The sequence below is a fragment of the Paraburkholderia tropica genome (assembly GCF_914484835.1).
Classification (GTDB): Bacteria; Pseudomonadota; Gammaproteobacteria; order Burkholderiales; family Burkholderiaceae; genus Paraburkholderia; species Paraburkholderia tropica_A.
The window spans coordinates 19,621-43,802 of record NZ_CAJZAR010000028.1 but is presented as its reverse complement, the minus strand read 5'-3'; the positions used below and the strand labels follow the sequence as shown (position 1 = coordinate 43,802).

The following is a 24,182-nucleotide window of genomic DNA, read 5'->3' as shown; positions in this document are numbered from 1 at the left end:
GCATGGCGGCGAACCGCACGCTGGAAGATCTGCTGCGGCTCGCCGCGCGTCTCGTGCCTGGGTTGAATGGCGTGGTCGCCTCGCAGGAAGGACAAGCAGCGCAAGCAGCGCAGGAAACGCACGGCGCCCACAGCATGCCCGCGCATGTGCGTCCCGCGCCTGAATCAAGCCGCAACCGCGCCGCGCTCGACGCCCTGCTCGCGCACTGGACCGGCAACTGGCCGGAAGCCGGGCGGCCGTACTGGGCCGCGCGCTGCTGGGGCATCCTGATCTGGCAGCCGCTCTATCTGAGCGTGATCGGCGTGCATGCGTCGCGTGCGTCGATCTCGCTCGAACGCATCGTGCAGCCGGTCGCGAACGGCTGGACGACCGAAGTGCGGCTCGCCGATCACGCGCCCGCGCAAGGCGATACCGACGCGCTCATCGCGCACGCCGCGCGCGAGATCCGCGCGTGCTGCGCGCAGATGCACGACGAGCTGCTGCCGGTGATCCGCCTGAATCCGGCCGCCGTGCGCGGCACCCAGGCCGACGTCGTGCTCGCGGCGCTGCTCGCCGCACGCAAGGCCCGGCCCGACTGGCGCGACGAACAGGTGCAGGCGCTCGGCGAGCAATGGCTCGCGGCGCTCGGTCTGCAAGGCGACGGCGGCTACTTCGCATTCGCGCGCACGGACGGCGCGTGCGCGCTCGCGCTCGAACGTCGGACCTGCTGCTACCACTATCGCCGCCGCGACGGCGAATTGTGCAGCACCTGCCCGCGCCTCGCGAAACACGAACGCATCGTGCGTCTGAACACGGAACGGGACGCCGCGCTCGAAGCATGACGCTCGAAGCGCGGCGCCCAACCGAAAGGAATCGATCGATGAACGACATCAGCAACCTGACGCATCTGGCGCTGCCCGCCGATGCGCAGGACGCGCAATTTCAGCTGCCCGCCAGCGCGTATTTCGACGACGTGCTGTTCGAGCGTGAGATGACGCGCATCTTCGCGCACTCGGCGCGCTACGTGGGCCACGAGCAGTCGGTGCCCGAGCCCGGCGACTGGCGGCGTCTGCCGCAGGACGAAGGCGGACGCGTGCTGGTGCGCAACGCCGAAGGCGTGCAGCTGCTCTCGAACGTGTGCCGCCATCGCCAGGCGCTGATGCTCGGCGGCGAAGCGGGCAACGTCGGCGCAGTGGATCACGGTCATGCCGGTGGAGAGACGAAGACCATCGCGCTCACGCGCGGCAATCTCGCGGCCACGGGCGGCAATATCGTCTGTCCGCTGCATCGCTGGACTTACGACGGTCAGGGCGAACTGATCGGCGCGCCCGAATTCGACAAGAAGCCCTGCCGCAATCTCGAACGTTTTCCGCTGCGCCATTGCCACGGCCTGCTTTACGAAGGCCCGCGCGAACCGGCGCAGGACATGGCGAGCGTCTTCGCGCGGCCCGAGTTCGATTTTTCCGGCTACGTGCTCGATCACGTCGAAACGCACACGTGCCATTACAACTGGAAGACCTTTATCGAGGTCTATCTGGAGGATTATCACGTGGCGCCGTTCCATCCGGGGCTCGGGCGCTTCGTGAGCTGCGAGGATCTCGACTGGGAATTCGCGCAGACCTACAGCATGCAGCGCGTGGGCGTGAATAACGCGCTCGCGCAGGCGGGCTCGGAGATCTATCGCGCGTGGCACGATCGTCTGCTCGATTATCGCGGCGGCGATGCGCCCGACTTCGGCGCAATCTGGCTCGCGTATTTCCCGACGCAGATGATCGAGCTGTATCCGCACGTGCTGGTGGTGTCCACGCTGTATCCGAAAGGGCCGCAGGAAACGCTCAACGTGGTGGAGTTTTATTACCCCGAGGAAATCGCGGCGTTCGAGCGCGAGTTCATCGAGGCGCAGCGCGCCGCGTATCTGGAAACCATGATCGAGGACGACGAGATCGCCGAGCGCATGGATGCGGGACGCTTGCGGCTGCATCGTCGCGGGGTGAGCGATGCCGGGCCGTATCAAACGCCGCTTGAAGATGGCATGCGGCACTTTCATGCGTGGTATCGGCGCGCGCTTGCGGGTGGGATGGGGCAGGGAGAACCGCTCGCGTGTGCGGTGATGGATAGCGTTTGTTGAGCGCGAAGTTCGCGTTCAGACGACGAATGCGAAAACGCCCGGGCACAGCCCGGGCGTTTTTCATTTGCAATCCGCATCGAGCGAAGGATGCGTCGATCAGAACGTTTCCCAGTCGTCATCCGACTTCGCGGCGACGGCGACCGGCTCCGCGCGCGGCGCGCTTTGACGCGGCGCGGCCTCACTCATCGGCGCACTTGCCGGAGCGCTAACCTGCGCACTCACCGCCGCACGCGGCGCGGGCGTCGCGCGGCGCTTCGCGGCATTCGCGCTCGCGGACTTCGACGCGGACGCGACCACAGCCCCCGTCCGCATCGGCACCGAAGAAACCGACGAAACCGAAGAAGCCGAAGAACCCGACGACGACACCTTGAACACCGACACCAGTTCACGCAACGCCCCGGCCTGCGTCGACAGCGACTGCGCCGCCGCCGAAGCTTCCTCGACGAGCGCCGTGCCGTTGTTCACGCGCTCGACCGACGTCGCGATCAGATCCTTGATCTCCTTGGCCGCCGTCGCGCTGCGCTGCGCGAGCGTGCGGACCTCGCCCGCGACCACCGCGAAGCCGCGACCCTGCTCGCCCGCGCGCGCGGCTTCGACCGCCGCGTTCAGCGCGAGGATGTTGGTCTGGAACGCGATGCCCTCGATCACCGAAATGATCTGCGCGACCTGTTCCGAGCTCTGCGAAATCTCGCGCATCGTGTCGACCACGCGGCCCACGACTTCGCCGCCGCGCGTGGCCGTGCTCGACGCCTGGCCCGCCAGCGTGTTGCCCTGGGTGGCGTTGTCGGCGTTCTGCTTCACCGTCGCCGTGAGCTGCTCCATGCTCGCCGCCGTTTCTTCGAGCGACGCGGCCTGTTCCTCGGTGCGCTGGCTCAGATCGGTGTTGCCCGCCGCGATCTGCGCGGCCGCCGTCGCGATGCCTTCGCTGCCCGTGCGCACGCGGCCCACGAGATCGACGAGACGCTCATTCATATGACGCAGCGCGCCCAGCAACTGGCTCGCCTCGTCGCTGCCCGTGACCTCGATGCGCGCCGTGAGATCGCCGCGCGCCACCGTTTCCGCCACGCCCACCGCGCGCGCGAGCGGCGCCGTGATCGAACGCGTGATGGAGAGTGCGATGACCACGCCCAGCGCGATCGCCACCGCGAGCAGCCCGAGCGTCCACGCGAACGCGCCCGCGTAGGCCGACTTGGCGCGCTCGACTTCGGCCTCGGCGCCGTCGTGATTGAGCTTGATATCGTCGTTGATCAGCGATTGCGCGGCCGCGAAGGTTTTCGCCGACGGGCCGGACGCCAGCGCGCGCGCGTCGTTGAGGCCGGCGTCGCCTGCGTCGGCGAGCGTCTGCAATTGCTTGTCGTGATCGAGATAGGCCGTCCACGCGGCGCTGATCTGATCGTAGAAACGGCGTTCGTCGGCGGACGAAACCAGCTTCGAATACGCGTCGAGCGTCGTGGCGAAATCCGTGACGAATTGCGCGTGCTGCGTGCGCAACGCGTCCTTGTCGGCGGCATCGGTCGCGAGCAGCGAGCGCAGCGAGGTGCGGCGCACGTCATCGGCGACGGCGCGCAGCTTGCCGAGCATTTGCACGCTCGGCAGCCAGTCGCCGCCGAGCGCGTGCGTGCCGTCATAGATGCGCGACGCCTGAAGCAATCCAATGCCGCCGACGGCGGCGAGCAGCAACAGCACAACCGCGAAGCCCGCCGCGAGACGCGGGCCGATTTTCAGATGAGAGAGAAATGACATATCAAGCCGATTGGGGAAACCGACTGTATTTCGACCCTCTTACGCAATAATTAAGCCCTTGTTGCAAAAATAACCGGAAACAAACAATTGGCTTTCGGTAGCGGGCGAGAAAAATTCACGGTTTTCGGCAGAAATCGGCGGAAATCGGCCTTCGGTGAGACGCGCGGTCAAGCCCGCGCGCGTGCATCCGCTAAGCTGCCTGCAGTCCCGCGCCGAACGGCGCGGGGTGCAAGAACGGGGGACGCTTCGGCGTTCGCGCCCAAGCGATGCGAAGGCGGACCGCCACGTCCGCGCCGGCCTGACAGGGGAGCCGGCGCGGCCATGCCGGTCGCCGCGCCGGCTTGAGCGTCGCGCGTCACGACAACACCACCGAGGGCCTTGACCGGCGAGCCGCAGCGGCTCGACCGGCGGACGCGCAACCTCGCCGGCCGCCGCCCAGGCGGCGCGAGCGCTCCGGGGCGTCCTCCTGTTCGCATTCACTGCCCGCGAAGCTGCGACTTTTACGAGTTCGCGTCGCCGGCCTCCCGGCACGGCCAGACGCGTGCGCGCGGCTTCGGCGTATCCGCTTCCTCGGCCACCTCGCGCCACCAGCGCTCGCCGCGCTGCGGATCGGCGAGATCCAGACGCTCGCCCATGCGCGGCGTCGCCAGCATCACGCCGCGCGCGGCCGCCAGTCCCATCACACGCTCGAACGGCTCCTGCCAGCGATGCATCGCGAGGTCGAAGGTGCCGTTGTGGATCGGCACGAGCCAGCGCCCGCGCACGTCCAGGTGCGCCTGCACGGTTTCCTCGGGCTGCATGTGGACATACGGCCAATTCGGGTCGTACGCGCCCGTTTCGATCAGCGTGACGTCGAACGGCCCCATGCGCTCGCCGATCTCGCGGAAACCGTCGAAGTAACCCGTATCGCCGCTGAAGAACACGCGCAGATCGTCGGTCGCGATCGACCACGAACACCACAGCGTGGTGTTGCCGTCGAACAGGCTGCGCCCCGAAAAATGCTGCGCGGGCGTCGATGTGAAAGCCACGCCCGCGATGCTCACGCTTTGCCACCAGTCGAGCTGGCGCACCTTCGCGGCGTCGATGCCCCACTCGATCAGGCGGTCGCCGACACCCAGCGGCGTGAGAAACACGCCCGTCGTCGCGGCCAGCGCGAGCACGGTTTCGCGGTCGAGATGGTCGTAGTGATCGTGCGAGAGGATCACGCCGCGCAACGGCGGCAGGTCGGCGAGCGCGATGGGCGGCGCGTGAAAGCGCTTCGGGCCGAGCCGTTTGAACGGCGAGGCGCGTTCGCCGAACACCGGATCGGTCAGCCAGAATTCGCCGCGCAATTTCATCAGCATCGTGGAGTGGCCGAGACGCCAGAGGCTGCCCTCGGGCGCGGCGTGCAGATCGGCTGCGCTCAGGGCGTCGACGGGCAGCGCCGCCGACGGCACGGTGCCGCGCGGCTTGCGGAACAGCACGTTCCAGATGATGCGCAGACTCTTCGCGAGACCTTCCTGCGGACGCGGACGCACATTGCGAAAGCGCGCGCCGTCGTGCTGCGTGGAACCGTTCGCGAGCGTGCGCGAACGCTTCGCGGCGGCGAAGCCCAGCGTGCGGCCGAGAAAATCGGGGATCGAAGCCATGTCGGCGTCCTGAGACAAAAGTAGACTGGCTAGTGTAGTTTATTCGGGAGAAAAGTAAACTACACGGTGTAAAATTAGCAGATGAGCACCGCCGACACCCCGCAACGCCTGACCGACCGGAAACGCGCCGCCATTCTGGAAGCGGCCATCGAGGAATTTCTCGCCGCCGGTTACGACGCCACCAGCATGGACCGCATCGCCGCGCGCGCGAGCGTCTCGAAGCGCACCGTCTACAACCATTTCCCGAGCAAGGAAGCGCTGTTCGCGGCCATCCTGCATCGGCTCTGGGACGCCGCACTGACCGGCGCCGCGCCCGCCTATCGCGCCGACGCGCCCTTGCGCGCGCAATTGCTCGACCTGCTGCAACGCAAGCTACGTCTGATGAGCGACGAGTCGTTTCTCGCGCTCGCGCGCGTGGCGATCGCGGCGGGCATCCACTCGCCGGAGCGCGCGCGGGACATGGTCGCGCGCATCGGCGAGCGCGAGGAGGACGTGACGGTCTGGATACGCGCGGCGGCCGCCGATGGGCGTCTGGCCGATGCGAACGGCACAAACGGCGCGAACGGCGCGCCCTTCGATCCGCTGTTCGCCGCGCATCAGCTGCATGCGCTGGTGAAGGCGTTCGCGTTCTGGCCGCAGGTGACGATGGGCCAGCCGACGCTCAGCGAGGCCGAACAACACAACGTCGCGCAGAGTGCCGCCGATATGTTTCTCGCGCGCTATGCGCGTGGCGAGCGCGACTGACTGGTGCGCACAATGGTGCGCACAGGCACGCGGCATCGTCATCGGCCATCGACGGCGACGGGCAAACGTCCGCTCGCCACATGCCCGTGCGCCGGATCGCGCCAGAAGCGCCACGCGAGCAGGCCCGCGATCGCCTGCGCCGCCACCACGAACGCCACGCAGCCCGCCCAGCCCCACTGCCGCCACGCGGGCACCGGCAGGATCGAGCCGAGACTGCCGCCGAGGTAATAGCACGACAGATACACGCCGATGGCCGTCGATCGCGCCGCGCCTGCGGTCTGCGAAATGAAGGCGTTCGCGGCGGCCTGCTCGACGAACACCGCCGTCGAGCCGAGCGCGAGGCCGCAAAGGATCGGCAGCAAGCCGTGCGCGAGCGTGAGTCCCGCGCCCGGCAGCGCGAGCAGTGCCGCGTAGACGGCGAGTTCGCGCGGCGAGCGATGGCGCGCGAAGCGGCCCGCGAGCGGCGTGACCACCACGGCGAGCAGGAACACCGCGTAGATCGCGCCGATCTGCGCCGTGCCGAAATCGTAGGGCGGCTGCGCGAGCCGCAAGCCGACGAACGTGAACGTCGCCACTTGCGAAGCGAGCACGCAGGCGCCGAAACCGAACGCAGCAAGTAGCGGACGGCGCGTGAGCATGGCGAGGCGCGAAGTGTCGCCATCTGCGTCATGGGTGCGAGTCGTAGCGTTCACATGCCTGCTTACCGGAACGCGCGGCAAACACAGAAAGATCGCCACGCCCACGCACAAACTCAGCGCCGCCACGACATCGAGCGCGTGACGCCAACCGAGCGCCGCCGCGCACGCATTCGTGACGAAGCGCCCCGCGAAGCCGCCGAGCGTGGTGCCCGCGACGAACAGCGCGCTCACTTCCGCCGATTGCTCGCGCGTGAACAGCTCGCCGATGAACGTCACCGAGATCGCGAACACGAACGGCATCAGCAGGCCCACCGCAAAGCGCGCCGCGAGAAACGACGTGAAGCTGCCCGCGTGAGCGGCCCACAGCGCGGGCAGCATCGAAGCCAGCGCCGCGAACCCGATCGCCGTGCGGCGCGCGAACGGCGCGGCAACGGTCCCCACGAATGGCGCGATAATGGCGACGGCCAGCGTGGTCGCGCTCACGCCCTGCCCCGCGCGCTCGGCGCTTACGCCGAACGTCGCGGCGAGTTCGCGCAGGATGCCCTGGGTCGCGTAGAGATTGAGGAAGGCCGCGCAGCCGCAGAGAAAAAACGCCGCGCGCAAGGACTTGCCGTGTGGGCCATTCATGAACGACGACCGCTCCCGCGTGAAAAAGAGAGCGTTCAGTCTCGCAAGCCCGCGCCGCGCGCACCAATACCGATTTCGTCTTGATTGATACCGGAAGATTCAGCATGCTCGATCTGCGCCGCCTGCGCTACTTCGTGACCGTCGCCGACGAACTGCATTTCGGACGCGCCGCCGAGCGTCTGCATATCGCCCAGCCGCCGCTCACGCGGCACATCGCTTCGCTCGAAAGCGAGCTGGGCATGCGCGTGTTCGAACGCTCGACGCGCGCGGTCACGCTCACGCCCGAGGGCGCGCAATTTCTTGAACACGCGCGTCAGGTGATCGATGCCGCCGACCACGCCGAAGCCTCCGCGCAGCGGCTCGCGCAAGGCACGGCGGGGCGCCTGGCGATCGGCTATACGAGTTCGATTCCGATGTCGCCCGCGTTCAGCGCCCTCGTGCGCGGCTTCAGCGGCGAAGCGCCCGAGGTGGCGCTCACGTTCCGCGAAGTGGCGGGCACGGCGCAGCCTGCTCAGATCGCGGCGGGCCTGCTCGATATCGCGTTTGGTTGGGCCGCGCCCGATCATGCCGATGACGTCGATAACGCCGATGACACCGATAACGCGATCGCGCAATGGACCGTGGCGCGCGAGCCGCTGGTCGCCGCCGTACCCGCCTCCAGCGAGCACGCCGCGCGCGCGGCCATCGCGTTCGAGTCCATCGCGCACGAATGCTTTATCGCCTGGCCGACGGGTCAGGGCTCCGCGCTCAACACGGCCTTGCATCGGCTGTGCGCCCAGGCGGGCGTCGAGCCGCGCCTCGGTCCGCGCGCGAGCCAGGTCGCCGCGCTCGTGGCGCTGGTTGCGGCGGGCCAGGGCGTGGCGATCGTGCCCGCGTTCGCGGCGTCGTTGCGGATGGCCGACGTGGCCTATGTGCCGTTGATCGATGCGCCCGTGCTCGAACAGACCATCACGTGGCGTACGCAAGATCCTTCGCGTTGCGCGCTGCGTTTCGCGGCGTTCGCGCGCACGGCGGCGGGTGTGTCGCCGGATATCCGCATCGGCAATATTATTTCGTGATCCATATTGATTTCGCGGATCACCGTGACGCGCCTCACGACGCGCGCCGCGCCTCCGAAGGCCGCATACCGAACATGCGGCGGTAATCGGTCGCGAACTGGCTCAGATGCCAGAAGCCCCACGCGGCCGCCACGTCCTGCACCGAACCGGCCTCGCGTCCGCACAGATCGCGACGCGCGCCGTTCAAACGCACCGCGCGCAGATAGGTCGCGGGCGCCATCCCCAGCACATCCTGGAAGCAGTATTGCAGCGTGCGGCGGCTCACAAGCAGTTGCTCGCACAGCTCGGGCACGCCCACCGGACGCGAGCGGTGCGCGAGCACATACTCGCGCGCCTGCGCGACGATCCAGCGTCGCCGCGACGCCTGTTCCGGCGTCTGGCGCGCGCTCTCGCCATCGCGATCGTTGCCGTGCTGCACACAGGCGTCGAACAGCGCGGCGAGCATTTCGGCCTGCACGTCGTTGCGTTCGGCATCGGAGAGCGGCGAACGGGCGCTGCGCGCAACTTCGCCATCGACGTGATCGTCGTCATCGTCGTCGAGACGCTGTTCGAGCACGCCGCACAGATGCGCGAGGCGCGCCGCGCCCGCGCGCACGATCGGCGTCTGCGGCAAACGCGCGTCGAGCGCAACGCCTTCCACGGTCTGCGCGTAGTGGCGCAGCACTTCGCCGCGCACCACCACGCCGTAGATCGAGAACTGCGCGGGCGTGAGCAATTCGAATTCGACGTTGCCGGGCCGCATCGCGAAGGCCTCGGCGCCGAACGGCTGCGCGTCGATGCGCGCTTCCTGTCCGCGCGTGGCCGGAATGCCGAACCAGTACGCGTCGCCGCGCACTTCACAGGCCTGGCGCAGCGTGTGGCTCGTGGTCTCGCAGAAGACCTTCATGGTGTCGAGCGGAATCTCGGTGAGCGTGCCGACGAAGCGGCCCGCCGCGAGCTGATCGTAGGTCTGCCGCCAGCCGACCAGATTGCGCGCCTGCTCGTCGGCGTCGTGCGCGACGCTCACGACCGCGCGCCCCGCGGGCGCGTCGGCGCCTTGCGCGGAGCAGCGCGTATCTTCTGCCGTGTGTTCGGCCGTCTGTTCGGCCGTATGTTCGGCGGATTGCATTGCGGTGCGCTGCGCTCGTGGCTCGTGCCCGGCTGCGTCGAGCCGCTCGGTTCGCGTGGCCGCGTGGTTCATGGGTGCCTCCTTGCGCGCACTGTCTGTCAAAACGATCGGCTAACCATGCAAAACCCGCGCCAGATAATCGGCGACGTGTGGATGCGCGTCGGCACGCGCCGCGCGGGCGCCCGACCGATCCGCCGGGATGGGAAAGAAAGCGCGCATGTAGGCCGCACGTAAGCCGCGCGTATGCGCGAATGGACCGCGCCTGCGCCCAGGCGGCACACCGCGCGTGCAGCCTTGTTCATGGACTGTTCATTATTGGCACGGCGGGCGACATGCACCAACCAGGTGCAACCACGAGCGGACGCACGATTCTGGCGAGTTCCCGCGCGTGCTCGCGTATCGACAAAACCCGACGACTCAAGCCCTCACGCCGATTCAATCCGCCCCGCCTCGTCGGCTTCGGGCAGCAACGCGTCGCTATCGTCCTTGAGACCGACGCCCGTGAGTTGCAGGCGGCGCGCGTGCGTCATCAGATAGTGGAGCTTGTGCGCAGCGGCTTCGTGCGGCAGGCCCTCGGGCCGCACGTTGGAGATGCAGTTGCGCTGCGCGTCGTGGCAGCCCACCTTCGGCGCCCACGTGAGATACACGCCGAGGCTGTCCGGCGAACTGAGGCCGGGCCGCTCGCCGATCAGCATCGCCACGAGTTTCGCGCCGAGCAATTCGCCGATTTCGTCGCCGAGCGCGACGCGCGCCTGGCTCGCCACCACCACCGGCCCGATGCGCCAGCCGCGCGCGGCGTCGCGGTCCGCGTCGAGACGCGCGCGCATCGCGTTGAGCAGCGGCAGCGCCTGCTTCGCCGCCGCGAACGCCGAGAGCCCGTCGCCGACCACGAACACGACGTCGGGTTTTTCATTGTCATCGCTGCCCGCCTGCGCGAGCGCCGCGCGGCTCTCGTCGGACAGCCGCCGACCGAGATCTGGACGCCGCAAATAATGCTGACGATCGGGTGCCGCACTCGACGCGCCGAGCGTCGCGAAGCCCGCGGCTTCGAGTTCGCGGCGCAGCGCGTCGGCGTCGAGCGGCTGATGCACCGCGTCACGCGCCTGCGCATGCGAGAGATTGAACGCAAGCAACGGCGCCGTGGGCAGCGCATTACCCGCGCGGCCAAGCGCGATGCGCGCGTTCGTGAACGCCTTCAGCCCGCTCCACGGATTCTTTTCGACGGCATCGCTCATGCGCCCAGCTCCGTGCCTGCGCCGATCCATTCGTGTGCGCCCGCGAGCAGCGGCACGCGCGCCGACGCGGGCAGCAACGCGCCCTTCGCATCGGCGATTTCCATCGTTTCGAGCCACTCCTCGAACTCGGGCGCGCGGCGCAGACCGAGCAGATCGCGCACGTAAAGCGCGTCGTGAAACGAGGTGCTCTGATAGTTGAGCATCACATCGTCGGCGCCCGGAATGCCCATGATGAAGTTGATGCCCGCCGCGCCCAGCAGCGTGAGCAGCGCGTCCATGTCGTCCTGATCGGCTTCCGCGTGATTCGTGTAGCAGATATCGCAACCCATTGGGACGCCTAACAACTTGCCGCAGAAATGATCTTCGAGACCCGCGCGGATGATCTGCTTGCCGTCGTAGAGATATTCGGGGCCGATGAAACCCACCACCGTGTTCACGAGGAACGGATCGAAGCGGCGCGCGACCGCATACGCGCGCACCTCGCAGGTCTGCTGATCGACGCCGAAATGCGCATTCGCCGACAACGCGCTGCCCTGCCCCGTCTCGAAGTACATCAGGTTGTTGCCGACCGTGCCGCGCTTGAGCGAGAGCGCCGCCTCGCGCGCCTCGCCGAGCAGCGCGAGCGAAATGCCGAAACTCGCGTTAGCTTTCTCGGTGCCCGCAATCGACTGAAACACGAGATCGACGGGTGCGCCCTTTTCGATCGCCGCGATCGTGTTGGTGACGTGCGTGAGCACGCACGATTGCGTCGGCACGCGATAGCGCTCGCGAAAGCCGTCGATCATCGTGAGCAGCTTGACGATGGCCGCGAGGCTGTCGGTGGCGGGATTAATGCCGATCATCGCATCGCCGCAGCCATACATCAGGCCGTCGAGCATCGAAGCGGCGATGCCCTTCACGTCATCGGTCGGATGATTGGGCTGCAGACGCACCGACATGCGCCCGGGCAGGCCCACCGTGTTGCGAAAACGCGTGATCACGGGACGCTTCTTCGCGACCGCGATCAGGTCCTGATTGCGCATCAGCTTCGAGACCGCCGCCACCATTTCCGGCGTGAGTCCCGGGCCGATGCGTTCGAGCGCCGCGCTATCGGCCTCGCGCGAGAGCAGCCAGTTGCGGAAGTCGCCGACACTCAGGTGCGAGACAGGCGCGAACGCCTGCGCATCGTGCGTATCGACGATCAGGCGCGTGACCTCGTCGCTCTCGTAGGGAATCAGCGCCTCGTTCAGGAAGGTCTTGAGCGGCACGTTCGCGAGCGCCATCTTCGCGGCCACGCGCTCCTCCTCGCTCGCCGCCGCCACGCCGGCGAGCTGGTCGCCGCTGCGCAGCGGACTCGCCTTGGCGAGCAGGGTCTTGAGATCCGCGAACCGATACGTGCGCGGACCGATCGTCTCCGTGTACGACATCTGCGTGATTCCTCCGCTGTCACTCTTCGAGCAGCGCGCCCGACGCTTCGGTTTCCATCGCCGGGCCCGCTTCCGAGGCCGCCGCGCGCTGCGCGCCAGTCATCAGGAAATAAGCATAGCCCAGCGCGAGGAACACGACGAACACGAGTGCCACGAGCTGGTTGTAATAGACCATCGCGCCGAGGCAGACGAGCGCCGCGAGCAGCGCGAACGCCGGGAAGAACGGATACAGCGGCGCACGGAACGGACGCGCCATGCGCGGCTGCTGACGGCGCAGCTTGAACAGCGCGGCCATGCTGATGATATACATGACGATCGCGCCGAACACCGACATCGTGACGATATTGGCCGTGAGCGTCTGGCCCGCGAACTGGATCAGTTCGTCGCTGTAGATGGCCGCGATGCCGATCACGCCACCCGCGATGATCGCGCGATACGGCGTCTTGAAGCGCGGATGCACCTTGGCGAGCCACGCGGGCAGATAGCCTTCGCGGGCCAGCGCGAAAATCTGCCGCGAATAGCCGAGGATGATGCCGTGGAACGACGCGACGAGGCCAAACAGGCCGAGCCACACGAGCATGTGCATCCAGCCGCTATGTTCGCCGACGATGTATTTCATCGCTTGCGGCAGCGGGTCGTTGATGTTCGAGAGCTTGGTCCAGTCGCCCGCACCGCCCGCGAACACCATCACGCCGATGGCGAGCGCGACGAGCGTGAGAATGCCGGCCACGTAGGCGATCGGAATCGAGCGCTTGGGATTTTTCGCTTCTTCGGCGGCCATCGCCACGCCTTCGATGGCGAGGAAGAACCAGATCGCGAACGGGATCGCCGCGAACATGCCGTGGAAGGAACCCATCGAGAAATGATCGGCGCCCGACCAGCCGCCCTTCAGGAAGTGATCCCACGAGAAGCCCGGCGACACCACGCCCATGAACACGAGCAGCTCGAAAATCGCGAGCAGCGTGACGACGAGTTCGAAGGTCGCCGCGATCTGCACGCCGACGATATTGAGCGCCATGAAGACGAGATACGCGCCCATGGCCGCGTGCTTCGGTTCGAGCCCCGGAAACTGCACGTGCAGATAGGCGCCGATGGCGAGCGCGATGGCCGGCGGCGCGAACACGAACTCGACCAGCGTGGCGGCGCCCGCCAGGAAGCCGCCCGCCGGGCCGAAGGCGCGGCGCGCGTAGGCGAACGGGCCGCCCGCGTGCGGAATCGAGGTGGTCAGCTCGGTGAAGCTGAAGATGAAGGTGGTGTACATCGCCGCGACGAACAGCGCGGTGACGACGAAGCCGAGCGTGCCGGCGCTAGCCCAGCCGTAGCTCCAGCCGAAATACTCGCCGGAGATCACGAGCCCGACCGCGATCCCCCAAAGCTGCCAGGTGCCGAGCGTCTGCTTGAGCGCGGGCGCGCCCGCACTGCTTTTCGACTCTGCCTGCATGGTGTTTTCTCCTCGTGAAGGCCGGGCGGGCGCGCCCGCGACCGGCAAAGCAGGCCGCCCGTGCGACCTGATTCGAGCCATGCTAGAGAGTCATAAATCGACGTGTTATCGAAATTCGGCAATCTGTAATTATTACAAAATGCCTACTTTCTTATCTGTGTGCTCCAGCCCTTAAGGCGGCGCTAAGGGTTTCCCCTCCAGAATCCCTCCATCCTGCCGCGCCACCGCCTCATGGCGCGCCGCATCCCGAACACCCGCACCGCTCGCCACTGGCGACGCGACCGCGACGATTCCCCGAGAACCCCATGCCGTCTCGCCCGCCATTCCGCGCAACGCCGCTGCGCACGAGTTGTCTGTTTGCCGTTGCCGCGCTGTGCGCGGGCGCGCTGGGCGGCTGCACCTTCTATCACGCTCAGCCGCTGCCCACGGCAAGCGCCCTGACGACGCAGGACTCGCTCGCCCGCATCCAGATCGACCCGGCGAAGATGCCGCTGCCCGAACTGGCCGCGCATCGGTTCGATCCGTCCGATGGCTTCGACATGGAAGAAGTCGCGATGCTCGCCGTCGCGAACAATCCCGATCTGAAGCTCGCGCGCGACGATCTCGGCATCGCGCAGGCGCAGGCTTTTTCCGCAGGACTGCTGCCCGATCCGCAGGTCGCCGTGTCGAGCGACTATCCGGGCGCGCTCGGTCTGTCGCGCGCGTTCAGTTACGGCCTGAGCATGGACGTGATGGCGATCGTCACGCGCGGCGCCAACAAAAAATCCGCTGACGCCACCGTGCGCAAAACCGACCTCGGCCTGCTCTGGCAGGAATGGCAGGTGATCGCGCAGGCGAAGCAGCTTTACGTGAAAACGCGCTTCCAGGACGAGGCCCTGCCGCTGCTCGCGCAGCAGACCGAACTCACGCGCACGCGCTACGAACGCACCGCGCACGCCGCGAGCGAGCACAACGTGACGGCCGATAGCGCCACCGCCGCGCTCACCGCCTACGAGGACGCGCGCAAGCAATACGCCGATCTGCTGCACGCGCGCGAGCAGACGCATCACGATCTGAACGCGCTGCTCGGCCTCGCGCCCGGCGTCACGCTGCCGCTCGCCGATGCCACGCGCGACAGCGCCATCGAACCGCTCGCCGACGCCACGCTCGACGACGCCGTCGCCGCGCTGCCGCAGCGCCGCCCCGATCTCATCGCGCTGCAAGCCGGTTACGAAGCGCAGGAGCAAAAGTACCGCGCGGCGATCCTCAATCAGTTTCCGAGCCTTTCCGTGGGCTTCACGCGTCAGCGCGATACTTCGGAGATCTACACGAGCGGTTTCGCGATCAATCTCACGCTGCCCGTGTTCAATCGCAATCGCGGCAATATCGCCATCGAGCAGGCCACGCGTCAGCGTCTCGCCGACGAATACCAGACGCGCCTGAACACCGCGTCCGCCGATATCGCGCATCTGCGTGCCGACGATGCGATCGCCGCGCAACAACTCGCGCAGGACGAAGCCGCGCTGCCCGAACTCGACCGCGCCGCCGCGCACGCGCACGATGCCTACGCGCGCCGCGATATCGCGCTCGGCCAGTACGTCGATGCGCAGAGCGCAGCGCTCACGCGGCGTCTCGATGCCGCCACCGCGCGCGAAGCGCTCGCCGAACAGCGCATCGGGCTTCAGGCGCTGCTCGGCAGCGCGATTCCCGATCCGTACGGCGCACAGGCGTCGACACAAGCGCAGACGCAAGCGCAAACACGCGCGCAAACACAACGCGCCGCGCAGCAAACCGGCAGTGCCCCGACCACCCTCACCGTTGCCCGTTGATCCTCATGGCCGACCGTCGATTTTTCTCCCGCACGCCGCTGCGTGCCGCCGTTCCCGCGTGCTGCGCCGTTGCCGTGCTGGCCGCTGCCGCCGCGCTGTTCGCCTCCCACGCCGCTCACGCCGGTAACACCGGTAACACCGCCGCCAGCGACACGCCCGCGCCCTCCGCCGCCGTGCAGACCGTGCGCGTCTCGCGCGGCGCGGTCTCGCAAACGCTCGTCGCCTACGGCACGGTCGCCTCGGCGGCCGCGAACGCCACCACGGTCAGCCTGCCGTATCTCGCGCGCGTGACGCGCGTGCTCGTGCAGCCCGGGCAGACGGTCGCGCGCGGCGCGCCGCTGTTCGTCGTGCAGGCCGATCCGAACGCGGTGATCGCGTACACGCAGGCGCAAAGCTCGGCCACGCTCGCGCGCGGCGAACTCGCGCGCACGCAGTCGCTCTATCGCGACGGCCTCGCCACGCAATCGCAACTGGCCGCCGCGCAAAAAGCGCTCGACGACGCGCAACAGGCACTCGCCGCGCAGCACGCCACGGGCATCGCCGCGGGCGCGAACACGGTGACGGCGCCGGTCGCCGGCGTCGTCGCGCAACTCACTGCGGCGCCAGGCGATCAGGTGCAGGCGGGCACAGCGCTCGCGCAACTCGTCGCCGACAACACGGCCAACGCCCACGCGGCGAACGTCTCGCTCGGCATCGAACCCGCCGACGCGCTCACGCTGCACGCGGGCGACCGCGTCGTGCTGCATCCGCTCGCGCCCGCGCTCGACGGCTTGCAGGCGCAAGGGCGCATCGTGCTCGTAGGCGCGGCCGTCGACGCACAAAGCCAGCTCGTCAACGTCGGCGCCAACGTGCCGCTCGCGGGCACCGCCTTCCTGCCCGGCACGCGCGTGCGCGCCGACATCGACACGCAAACCGGCATCTGGTGGAACGTGCCACGCGCGGCCGTGCTACAGGACGATCGCGGCCACTACGTCTATCAGATCGCGCCCGGCAACAAGGCGCAGCGCGTGAACGTGACGGTCAAGGTCGAGCACGGCAACGCCTACGGCGTGGACGGCGCGCTCGACGCCACGCGCCCGCTCGTCGTGAGCGGCAACGACGAACTCGAAGACGGCATGGCCGTGCGCCTCGCCCCGGCGAAGCAAGGCGGCGCGCAATGACGTTCAGCCAATGGATGCAGCGGCATCGCCGCTCGCTGCTGTTCGTGATCGCGCTCGCTGCGGTCGCTGGCGCGCTGACCGCGCTGCGTCTGCCGATCTCGCTGTTCCCCAACGTGTCGTTTCCGCGTGCCGTGATTTCGCTCGATGCGGGCGACCGCCCCGCCGAACAGATGGCGACGCTCGTGACGATGCCCGTCGAAGAAGCGCTGCGCCGCGTGCCCAACGTGCGCGACGTCGAATCGCGCACGAGTCGCGGCGCGGCCGAAATCTCGCTGAATTTCGACTGGGGCACCGACATGGCGCAGGCCACGCTGCAGGCGCAGTCGGCCATCGCCGAAATTCTCGCGACGCTGCCGCCCGGCACCTCCATGCAGGTGCGCCGCATGGACCCGACCGTGTTTCCGGTGCTCGCGTACAGCCTCACCTCGCACAAGCAGACGCTCGCGCAACTCTACGATCTCGCGCAGTTCCAGTTGCGTCCGCTGCTGTCGTCGGTGGCGGGCGTGGCGCGCGTGGACGTGACGGGCGGCGCGCGCGACGAGCTCGAAGTGGCCGTCGATCCGCAGCGCCTCGCGGCCTACAAGCTCTCGGTCGCCGACGTCTCGCGCGCCATCGGCGCAGGCAACGTGCTGATGGCGACGGGCCGTATCGAGGATCACGACAAGCTCTATCTCGTCGTCGCCAATTCGGCGCTCGGCGGACTCGACGCGCTGAAGAACGTCGTGGTGTCCACGAGCGGCGCGAACCAGATCCGTCTCGGCGACGTCGCCACCGTGACGCAAGGCACCGTGCCGCAATGGATCCGCGTGACCGCCGATGGTCAGGATGCCGTACTAGTCAACGTCTATCAGCAACCGGGCGCGAACAGCGTGGCGATGGCGCAGGCGATCCGCGACCGGCTCGCGTCGTTCGACAAGCAGATGCCCGCAGGCGTGAAGCTCGCGAACTGGTACGACCAGAGCGAACTCGTGATCGCCTCGGCCACCAGCGTGCGCGACGCGATCATGATCGGCGTCGTGCTTGCCGCGCTCACACTGTTCGTCTTCCTGCGCAATGTGAAGATCACGCTGATCGCCGTGGCGCTCGTGCCGATCGTGATGGCCGCGACCATCCTGCTGCTCGACGTGTTCGGCATGGGCTTCAACATCATGACGCTCGGCGGCATGGCGGCGGCCGTCGGCCTCGTGATCGACGACGCCATCGTGATGATCGAGCACATCGCGCGGCGCATGCGCGAAGCGGGCGCGCACGCGTTCCATGGCCGCGTGATGAGCGCCGCGCTCGAATTCACGCGTCCGCTCGCGGGTTCGTCGGCGGCCACGCTCATTATCTTCGTGCCGCTCGCGTTTCTCTCGGGCGTGACGGGCGCCTTTTTCAAGGCCCTTTCGGTGACGATGGCGAGCGCCCTCTTCATCTCCTTCCTCGTCACGTGGCTCGCGATTCCGATTCTGTGCGACCGCTGGCTCACCGCGAAAGACGCGGAGGAACATCGCGAGACGCGTTTCGCCGCGTGGCTCAACCGCGTGTATGCGCGCCTCGTCGCGCGCGTGAGCCTGCGTCCGGTCTGGGTGCTCGCGCTGATCGTGCCGCTCGCGGCGATGTCCGCGCTCGCGTTCACGCGCGTCGGCAGCGGCTTCATGCCGTCGATGGACGAAGGCGGCTTCGTGCTCGACTACCACACGCGCCCCGGTACCTCGATCACCGAAACCGACCGCCTGATGCAGCAGATCGAGGCGATCATCCGCGCGAATCCGAACGTGGCGACTTATTCGCGGCGCACGGGCGCGGGCCTCGGCGGCGACCTCAACGAGCCGAACAAGGGCGACTTCTTCGTGCGCCTGAAGTCGGGCAATCGCGAGCCGATCGACACGGTGATGGAGGAAATCCGCTCGAAGATCGAAACGCAGGTGCCGGGCGTGAGCGTCGAACTCGCGCAATTAATGGAAGATCTGATCGGCGACCTGACCGCCGTGCCGCAGCCCGTGCAGATCAAGATCTATTCCGACGACCAGACCGTGCTCGACGCCACCGCGCAAAAAGTGGCCGCGCGCATCGGCAAGATCAGCGGCATCGTCGATGTGAACGACGGGATCAATCCGGCCGGCGACGCGCTCGATCTGCGCATTCGTCCCGACGCGGCCGCCGCGCAGGGCATGGACCCGCAGGCCGTCGCGCAGCAGGTCGCCGACCTGCTCGACGGCAACGTGGCCACGCAGTACCAGAACGGGCCGAAGACCATCGGCGTGCGCGTGCGGGCGCAAGGCGCGCTGCACATGACCGACACCGAACTCGCGCGCCTGCCGCTGCGCGCGCCGGACGGCCATATGTTCGCGCTCTCGCGCGTCGCCGCGCCCGTGCACGTGAGCGGCCAGCCCGAAATCAGCCGCGACAATCTCAAGCGCATGGTGGCCGTGACGGCGCGTATCGACGGCCGCGATCTCGGCTCGACGATCGCCGACGTGCAGCACGCGCTCGCCGATTCCGCGCTGCTGCCGCAAGGCGTCTATTACGAACTCGGCGGCCTGTATCAGCAGCAGCAGATTGCGTTCAAGGGGCTGATGGCCGTGTTCGGCGCGGCCGTCGCGCTGGTGTTCGGACTGCTGCTGTTCCTCTACGAGCGCTTTCGCGTGGCGCTCGCCGTGATGGCGATGCCGCTGCTCGCAACCGGCGCGGTGTTCGTCGGCCTGTGGATCACGGGCATCGAACTCAATATTTCGGCGATGATGGGCATGACGATGATCATCGGCATCGTGACCGAAGTGGCGATCTTCTATGTCTCCGAGTTCCAGGGCCTCTTGCGCGACGAAGGCCTGCCGCTCGACGAGGCATTGCAAGCCGCCGGACGCAACCGCCTGCGCCCGATCGCAATGACAACCATCGCCGCGATTCTCGCGCTGCTGCCGCTCGCCTTCGCGCTCGGTCAGGGTTCCGCGATGCAGCAACCGCTGGCCGTCGCGATCATTTCGGGGCTGATCGTGCAGATGCCGCTCGTGCTGCTGGTGCTGCCCGCGCTGCTGCGCCTGCTGCTCGGCGGCGGCAAGGCCGATGGCAAAGCGGGCGGCGCGAACATCGGCACGAAGCCTGGGCGCGAATGAGCGGCGAATGAGCGACAATTGCACATCGCGTTGCACGACACCTCGCGCCGCGCACCGTACCCTGATGCGAACTGGAGCCCCACGATGCGTCTGCTACTGATCGAAGACGACGAAATGATCGGCGAACCCGTGTTCGACACGCTGCGGCGCGAAGGCCACGCCGTCGACTGGGCGAAGGACGGCCGCGAGGCCGAGCTTTCGCTCGCCAACGATGTCTACGACCTCGTGCTGCTCGACCTGGGCTTGCCGAAGAAGGACGGCGTGACCGTGCTCGCCGCCTACCGCAAGCGCGGCGGCGAAGCGCCCGTGCTGATCCTCACCGCGCGCGACAGCGTAACCGACCGCGTGGCCGGACTCGACGCGGGCGCCGACGACTACCTCGTCAAGCCCTTCGATCTCGACGAACTCGCCGCCCGCGTGCGCGCGCTGCTGCGCCGGCGCACCGGACGCAAGCAGCCCGTCTACGCGCACGGCGATCTCTCGCTCGACCCCGCCGCGCACGAAGTCACCCAGGCCGGCCAGCCGGTCGCGCTCGTGCCGCGCGAATTCGCGCTGCTGCACGTGCTGATCGAAGAACCCGCGCGCGTGTTCACCAAGGCGGAACTCGAAGAACGCATGTACGGCTGGGGCGAGGAAGTGGGCAGCAACACCATCGAAGTGCATGTGCACAGTTTGCGCCGCAAGATCGGCGCGGAGCAGATCGTGACGGTGCGCGGCGTCGGCTATCGCCTCAAGAGGGCTGAATGAGATCGATCCGGCGGCGGCTGCTGGGCTGGCTGATCTGCGGTTTCGCCGCGGCGTCGGCGATCGCCGGGCTCGCCATTTTCCACACGGCGCGCAACGAGGCCAGCGAACTGTTCGACTACGAACTGCGCGCGGTCGCGCTCTCGCTGCCGCTGAACCTGCATTCGGGCCGCGGCGCCGAGCCGAGCCAGCAGCCCGACATGCAGGGCATCGCCGACGACCGCATCCTGATCGACATCTGGGACCGCAACGGCGCGCCCATCTATCACTCGACGCAAGACCCGCCGCTGCCGCGCAACCCCGTCGGCTTCCACGTGTTCGAGCGCGCCGAAACGCACTGGCGCACCTTCGGCGTGCAGCAGGCCGACCGTTTCGTGCAGGTCGCGCAGCCGATCTCCGTGCGCGAGCAGCTCGCGCTGCAACTGGCGCTGCATACGCTGTGGCCGCTCGCGCTGCTGGTGCCGGTGGCGATCGTGCTTGTGCTGCTGGTGGTCGCGCGCGGACTCGCACCGGTCGGCGCGCTGTCCGCGTTGCTGAGCGCGCGTTCGTCGACCATGCTCGGGCCGCTCAAGCTCGACGGCTCGGTGCCGATCGAATTGCGCCCGCTCGTGGAAGCGCTCAACGATCTGCTCGCGCGCCTGAACACGGCCTCGCAGGCGCAGCGCACCTTCATCGCCGATGCCGCGCACGAACTGCGCTCGCCGCTCGCGGCGCTCAAGCTGCAACTCCAGGCCGCGCTGCGCGACGGCACGCTCACGGGCGAGCCGCACACGACCGAGCGCATCGAAACGCGACTGAACCGCCTGATCCGCCTCGTGCAGCAATTGCTCACGCTCGCGCGCGAAGACGCGCAGCCGGAACTGGCGGTGGCGTCCGTGAGCCTGCGCCGCCTGAGCGAGCAGGCGATCGGCGACTTCTCGCTGCTCGCCGAGGACAAGCAGATCGATCTCGGGCTCGAAGTGCGCGCGCCCGTGACCGAGGACGACGCCTGCAACGTGGCCGCCGATTCGCACGGCCTCGCCACGCTGCTGAACAATCTCATCGACAATGCGATCCGCTACACGCCGCCCGGCGGGCGCATCGACCTCGTGCTCACGCGCACGGGCGAGCGCGTGGGCTTCGAGGTCATCGACAACGGGCCGGGCATTCCCGAGGAACATCTGGGCCGCGTGCTCGACCGCTTCTATCGCGGCAATCATGTGCCCGGCACCGGCAGCGGACTCGGCCTCTCGATCGCGATGCGCATCGCGCAGCGTCACGACCTGACGCTCGTGCTGCGCAACAACTCCGGCGGCCGCGGCCTGACTGCCGCCGTCGAGGGCTTGCGCGCGCAGGAGCGCGAGGCCGCTGCGCGCGCGTAGTGCGTGCGTAATGCGTGCGTCGTGTGCATGTAGCACGACGCGCGCGCGTCAGAAGGTCGAACGCAATCCCACCATCACGCTGCGCCCGCCTTCCGGCGCGATGTCGCGCACGACCGAACTCGCGTAACGCACCTCCTGATTGGTCAGGTTGTCGCCGCGCACATAGGCGAGCCAGTTCGTCGGACCGACGCGGAACTTGTACGTGAAGATCAGCCCGAGCGTCGTGTAGCCGTCGGTCGGCAGATCGTCCTCGGGCACGCGATGCTGCGCCCACGCATGCACGAGTTCCGCGCGCGCGTCGAACGGACCGTAGCCGTAATCGGCCGCCAGCGTCGCGCGCAGCGGCGCGATGCGCGGCAGCGGCTCGCCCGTATCGACGTTGCGCGCGTGCGTGTAGTCGCCCGTGAACGACACGTCCACGCGATGCGCGCCCTTCGCGAACACGCGCCACTTGCCGTCCAGTTCCACGCCGTAGAACTCCGCGCGCACGCCGCGATAGACGGCTTCGTTGAGCGCGTCGTCGGTGCCGGCGGGCACGACTTCGTCGTCATCGTTGACGAGACGGCCCGTGTTGTACTCGGTCAGATAGTTGCGGAAGCGGCTGTAGAACACGCCCGCGCTCGCCTTGTTCGGGCCGCGCTCGAAACGCAGCGACAGATCCGTCGAGACCGCCTTTTCTTTCTGCGCATCGGGATTGCCGATCAGATACTGGCCGGTCGCGTCGTGCGGCCCGTTCGCGTATAGCTCGTAAAACGTGGGCGCGCGCTCCGTGTACGCGACGTTGCCCGCCAGTGACCACGCCGGCGCAAGCTTGTAGAGCGCGCCCGCCGAGACGCTGCCCGCGTTGAAATCGCGGCCCTGCGCGCTGGCGAACTTGTCGTTGCCGTCGGGCGTGGGATCGAGCTTCACGTGCTCGAGACGCGCGCCCGCGCTCAGTTTCAGGCGCGGCGTCACGTTCCATTCCTCCAGACCGAACAGCGCGATATTGGTGGTCTGCGTGGTCGGCACGAGCGCTTCGTCGCCGAGCGCCGAGAACGTGTTCTGGCTCACCTGCACGCCAATCGAGCCTTCGAACGGGCCGATTTTCTTGTGACGCGCTTCGAGCCGCGCTTCGTAGCCGTGATTGCGGAACGTCGTGCCCACTTCGCCGTTGTCGATCTCGCGATGCTCGTAATCGGTGTAGCCGAAGTCGAACTTGAGCTGGCTGAACGGCCCGCTCAGATTGCGGATTTCCGAGGCGACGGCGACGTGATCCTGATGCATTTTCAGACGCACGTCGTCTTCGGCGACCGAGCCGTAGTCGCTCTGGAAACCGTTGTACGAGATGCCCGCATAGCCGTCGGCCCACGTGTACGAGGTGCCGACCGCGCCGCCGTGCCAGCGGCCGTCGCTGTTCGGGATGCTGCCGTAGGGCTCGTCGGCGCCGCCATCGGCCGCGCGCTGAGCCGCCGAATGCGCGTAACCGGGAATGCGCTGATTGCTGGTGTCGCGGTCGAAGGCATCGACGTGGAACGCGAACTGGCCGTTGCCGCCCTCGACCTGCGCCGCGCCCGCGCGCGCGTCGTTGGCGCCGCCGTAGCTCGCATCGACGGCGCCGGTCACGCCCTGGATCGGCTCGCGCGGAATGCGGTTGTCGATGGTGTTGACGACGCCGCCGATCGCGTTGCCGCCGTACAGCAGCGCCGCCGGGCCGCGCACGATTTCCACGCGCTCGATCGAGAGCGGGTCCTGCGGCACGGCGTGATCGTACGAGAGCGACGAAGCGTCGTAAGCGGCGACGCCGTTTTGCAGCAGACGGATGCGGTCGCCATCCATGCCGCGGATGATCGGGCGGCCGACCATCGGTCCGTAGGTGGTCGTCGAGACGCCGGGCAGGCCGTTGAGCGTTTCGCCGAGCGAGTTGGCCGCGCGCAGCGTGAGATCGTCGCCGCCGACCGAGGTCGCGGGCGAGATCAGGTCGCTGTCGCCGAGCGGATTGGCGGTGACGAACACCGGCGCGAGCGTGCTCGTGGACGTGACAGGCGTGGTCGAAGCGGCTGACGCGGCAGCATCGCCGCTCGACGACTGCGCGTGGACGAGCGCGCTCACGAGCGCCAGCGAAAGCGGCGTGAGGCGCGTGAAGTGCGTCAGCTGCGTGAAATTCGTGAAATGCGCGAAGCCGGCGAAGCGGCGCAGACGCGCGAGGCGCGCAAGCCGCTCGGCGAGCGGTTCCACGCGCGAGGGGCAAGCGAAAGCGCCGCGTGGCTGGGCGCGCAGGCGCGCCGAACGCGGCTTCGAGG

17 protein-coding genes are annotated in these 24,182 nt (G+C 67.9%); 9 read left to right on the top strand and 8 right to left on the bottom strand.

Features of this window, described 5'->3' with window-relative positions; genetic code table 11:
- Nucleotides 1-2: 2 nt before the first annotated feature.
- Nucleotides 3-821: a siderophore ferric iron reductase gene (locus LDO54_RS02250; RefSeq protein WP_224005543.1), complete on the top strand. Its 819-nt coding sequence runs from the start codon at nt 3-5 to the stop codon at nt 819-821.
- Between the two features lie 38 nt (nt 822-859).
- Nucleotides 860-2,107: an aromatic ring-hydroxylating oxygenase subunit alpha gene (locus tag LDO54_RS02245; RefSeq protein ID WP_224005541.1), complete on the top strand. Its 1,248-nt coding sequence runs from the start codon at nt 860-862 to the stop codon at nt 2,105-2,107.
- Nucleotides 2,108-2,203: 96 nt separating this feature from the next.
- On the opposite strand, the gene LDO54_RS02240 is transcribed toward LDO54_RS02245, so the two are convergent.
- On the bottom strand, nt 2,204-3,850 hold the full coding sequence (locus tag LDO54_RS02240) for a methyl-accepting chemotaxis protein (RefSeq protein ID WP_224005538.1): 1,647 nt from the start codon (nt 3,848-3,850) through the stop codon (nt 2,204-2,206).
- Between the two features lie 500 nt (nt 3,851-4,350).
- Nucleotides 4,351-5,478 carry an MBL fold metallo-hydrolase gene (locus LDO54_RS02235; RefSeq protein ID WP_224005534.1) on the bottom strand — a complete coding sequence of 376 codons (1,128 nt, stop codon included), beginning with the start codon at nt 5,476-5,478 and terminating at the stop codon, nt 4,351-4,353.
- A gap of 81 nt (nt 5,479-5,559) precedes the next feature.
- Between LDO54_RS02235 and LDO54_RS02230 the strand changes: the two genes are divergently transcribed.
- Nucleotides 5,560-6,222 carry a TetR/AcrR family transcriptional regulator gene (locus LDO54_RS02230; RefSeq protein WP_224005531.1) on the top strand — a complete coding sequence of 221 codons (663 nt, stop codon included), beginning with the start codon at nt 5,560-5,562 and terminating at the stop codon, nt 6,220-6,222.
- A gap of 38 nt (nt 6,223-6,260) precedes the next feature.
- On the opposite strand, the gene LDO54_RS02225 is transcribed toward LDO54_RS02230, so the two are convergent.
- On the bottom strand, nt 6,261-7,487 hold the full coding sequence (locus LDO54_RS02225) for an MFS transporter (RefSeq protein WP_224005528.1): 1,227 nt from the start codon (nt 7,485-7,487) through the stop codon (nt 6,261-6,263).
- A gap of 104 nt (nt 7,488-7,591) precedes the next feature.
- Between LDO54_RS02225 and LDO54_RS02220 the strand changes: the two genes are divergently transcribed.
- Nucleotides 7,592-8,545, top strand: a complete 954-nt coding sequence (locus LDO54_RS02220; protein ID WP_224005525.1) for a LysR substrate-binding domain-containing protein — start codon at nt 7,592-7,594, stop codon at nt 8,543-8,545.
- A gap of 34 nt (nt 8,546-8,579) precedes the next feature.
- On the opposite strand, the gene LDO54_RS02215 is transcribed toward LDO54_RS02220, so the two are convergent.
- From LDO54_RS02215 to eat, 4 genes are all read right to left on the bottom strand, one after another.
- On the bottom strand, nt 8,580-9,653 hold the full coding sequence (locus LDO54_RS02215) for a helix-turn-helix domain-containing protein (RefSeq protein WP_224006244.1): 1,074 nt from the start codon (nt 9,651-9,653) through the stop codon (nt 8,580-8,582).
- Between the two features lie 425 nt (nt 9,654-10,078).
- Entirely contained in the window at nt 10,079-10,888 is an 810-nt protein-coding gene (eutC, locus tag LDO54_RS02210; protein WP_224005522.1) for an ethanolamine ammonia-lyase subunit EutC, read from the bottom strand.
- Complete coding sequence (locus tag LDO54_RS02205; RefSeq protein ID WP_224005519.1) at nt 10,885-12,294, bottom strand: ethanolamine ammonia-lyase subunit EutB; 1,410 nt, start codon at nt 12,292-12,294, stop codon at nt 10,885-10,887. Before LDO54_RS02205 ends, eutC begins: the two co-directional genes overlap by 4 nt.
- 19 nt (nt 12,295-12,313) lie before the next feature.
- A complete protein-coding gene (eat, locus tag LDO54_RS02200; protein WP_224005516.1) occupies nt 12,314-13,735 on the bottom strand; it encodes an ethanolamine permease in 1,422 nt (473 codons plus the stop codon).
- Between the two features lie 305 nt (nt 13,736-14,040).
- Between eat and LDO54_RS02195 the strand changes: the two genes are divergently transcribed.
- The 5 genes from LDO54_RS02195 (at nt 14,041) to LDO54_RS02175 (ending at nt 21,903) form a co-directional block, all read left to right on the top strand.
- Nucleotides 14,041-15,543: a TolC family protein gene (locus LDO54_RS02195; protein ID WP_224005513.1), complete on the top strand. Its 1,503-nt coding sequence runs from the start codon at nt 14,041-14,043 to the stop codon at nt 15,541-15,543.
- A gap of 5 nt (nt 15,544-15,548) precedes the next feature.
- Nucleotides 15,549-16,703: an efflux RND transporter periplasmic adaptor subunit gene (locus LDO54_RS02190; protein ID WP_224005510.1), complete on the top strand. Its 1,155-nt coding sequence runs from the start codon at nt 15,549-15,551 to the stop codon at nt 16,701-16,703.
- Nucleotides 16,700-19,798 carry an efflux RND transporter permease subunit gene (locus LDO54_RS02185; protein ID WP_224005507.1) on the top strand — a complete coding sequence of 1,033 codons (3,099 nt, stop codon included), beginning with the start codon at nt 16,700-16,702 and terminating at the stop codon, nt 19,796-19,798. Before LDO54_RS02190 ends, LDO54_RS02185 begins: the two co-directional genes overlap by 4 nt.
- An 84-nt stretch (nt 19,799-19,882) precedes the next feature.
- Nucleotides 19,883-20,545 (top strand): response regulator, encoded by a 663-nt coding sequence (locus LDO54_RS02180; RefSeq protein WP_224005505.1) that lies wholly within the window; start codon nt 19,883-19,885, stop codon nt 20,543-20,545.
- Entirely contained in the window at nt 20,542-21,903 is a 1,362-nt protein-coding gene (locus LDO54_RS02175) for an ATP-binding protein (protein WP_224005502.1), read from the top strand. Before LDO54_RS02180 ends, LDO54_RS02175 begins: the two co-directional genes overlap by 4 nt.
- Nucleotides 21,904-21,951: 48 nt before the next feature.
- On the opposite strand, the gene LDO54_RS02170 is transcribed toward LDO54_RS02175, so the two are convergent.
- Entirely contained in the window at nt 21,952-24,033 is a 2,082-nt protein-coding gene (locus tag LDO54_RS02170) for a TonB-dependent receptor (RefSeq protein ID WP_405044995.1), read from the bottom strand.
- Between the last annotated feature and the right edge of the window lie 149 nt (nt 24,034-24,182).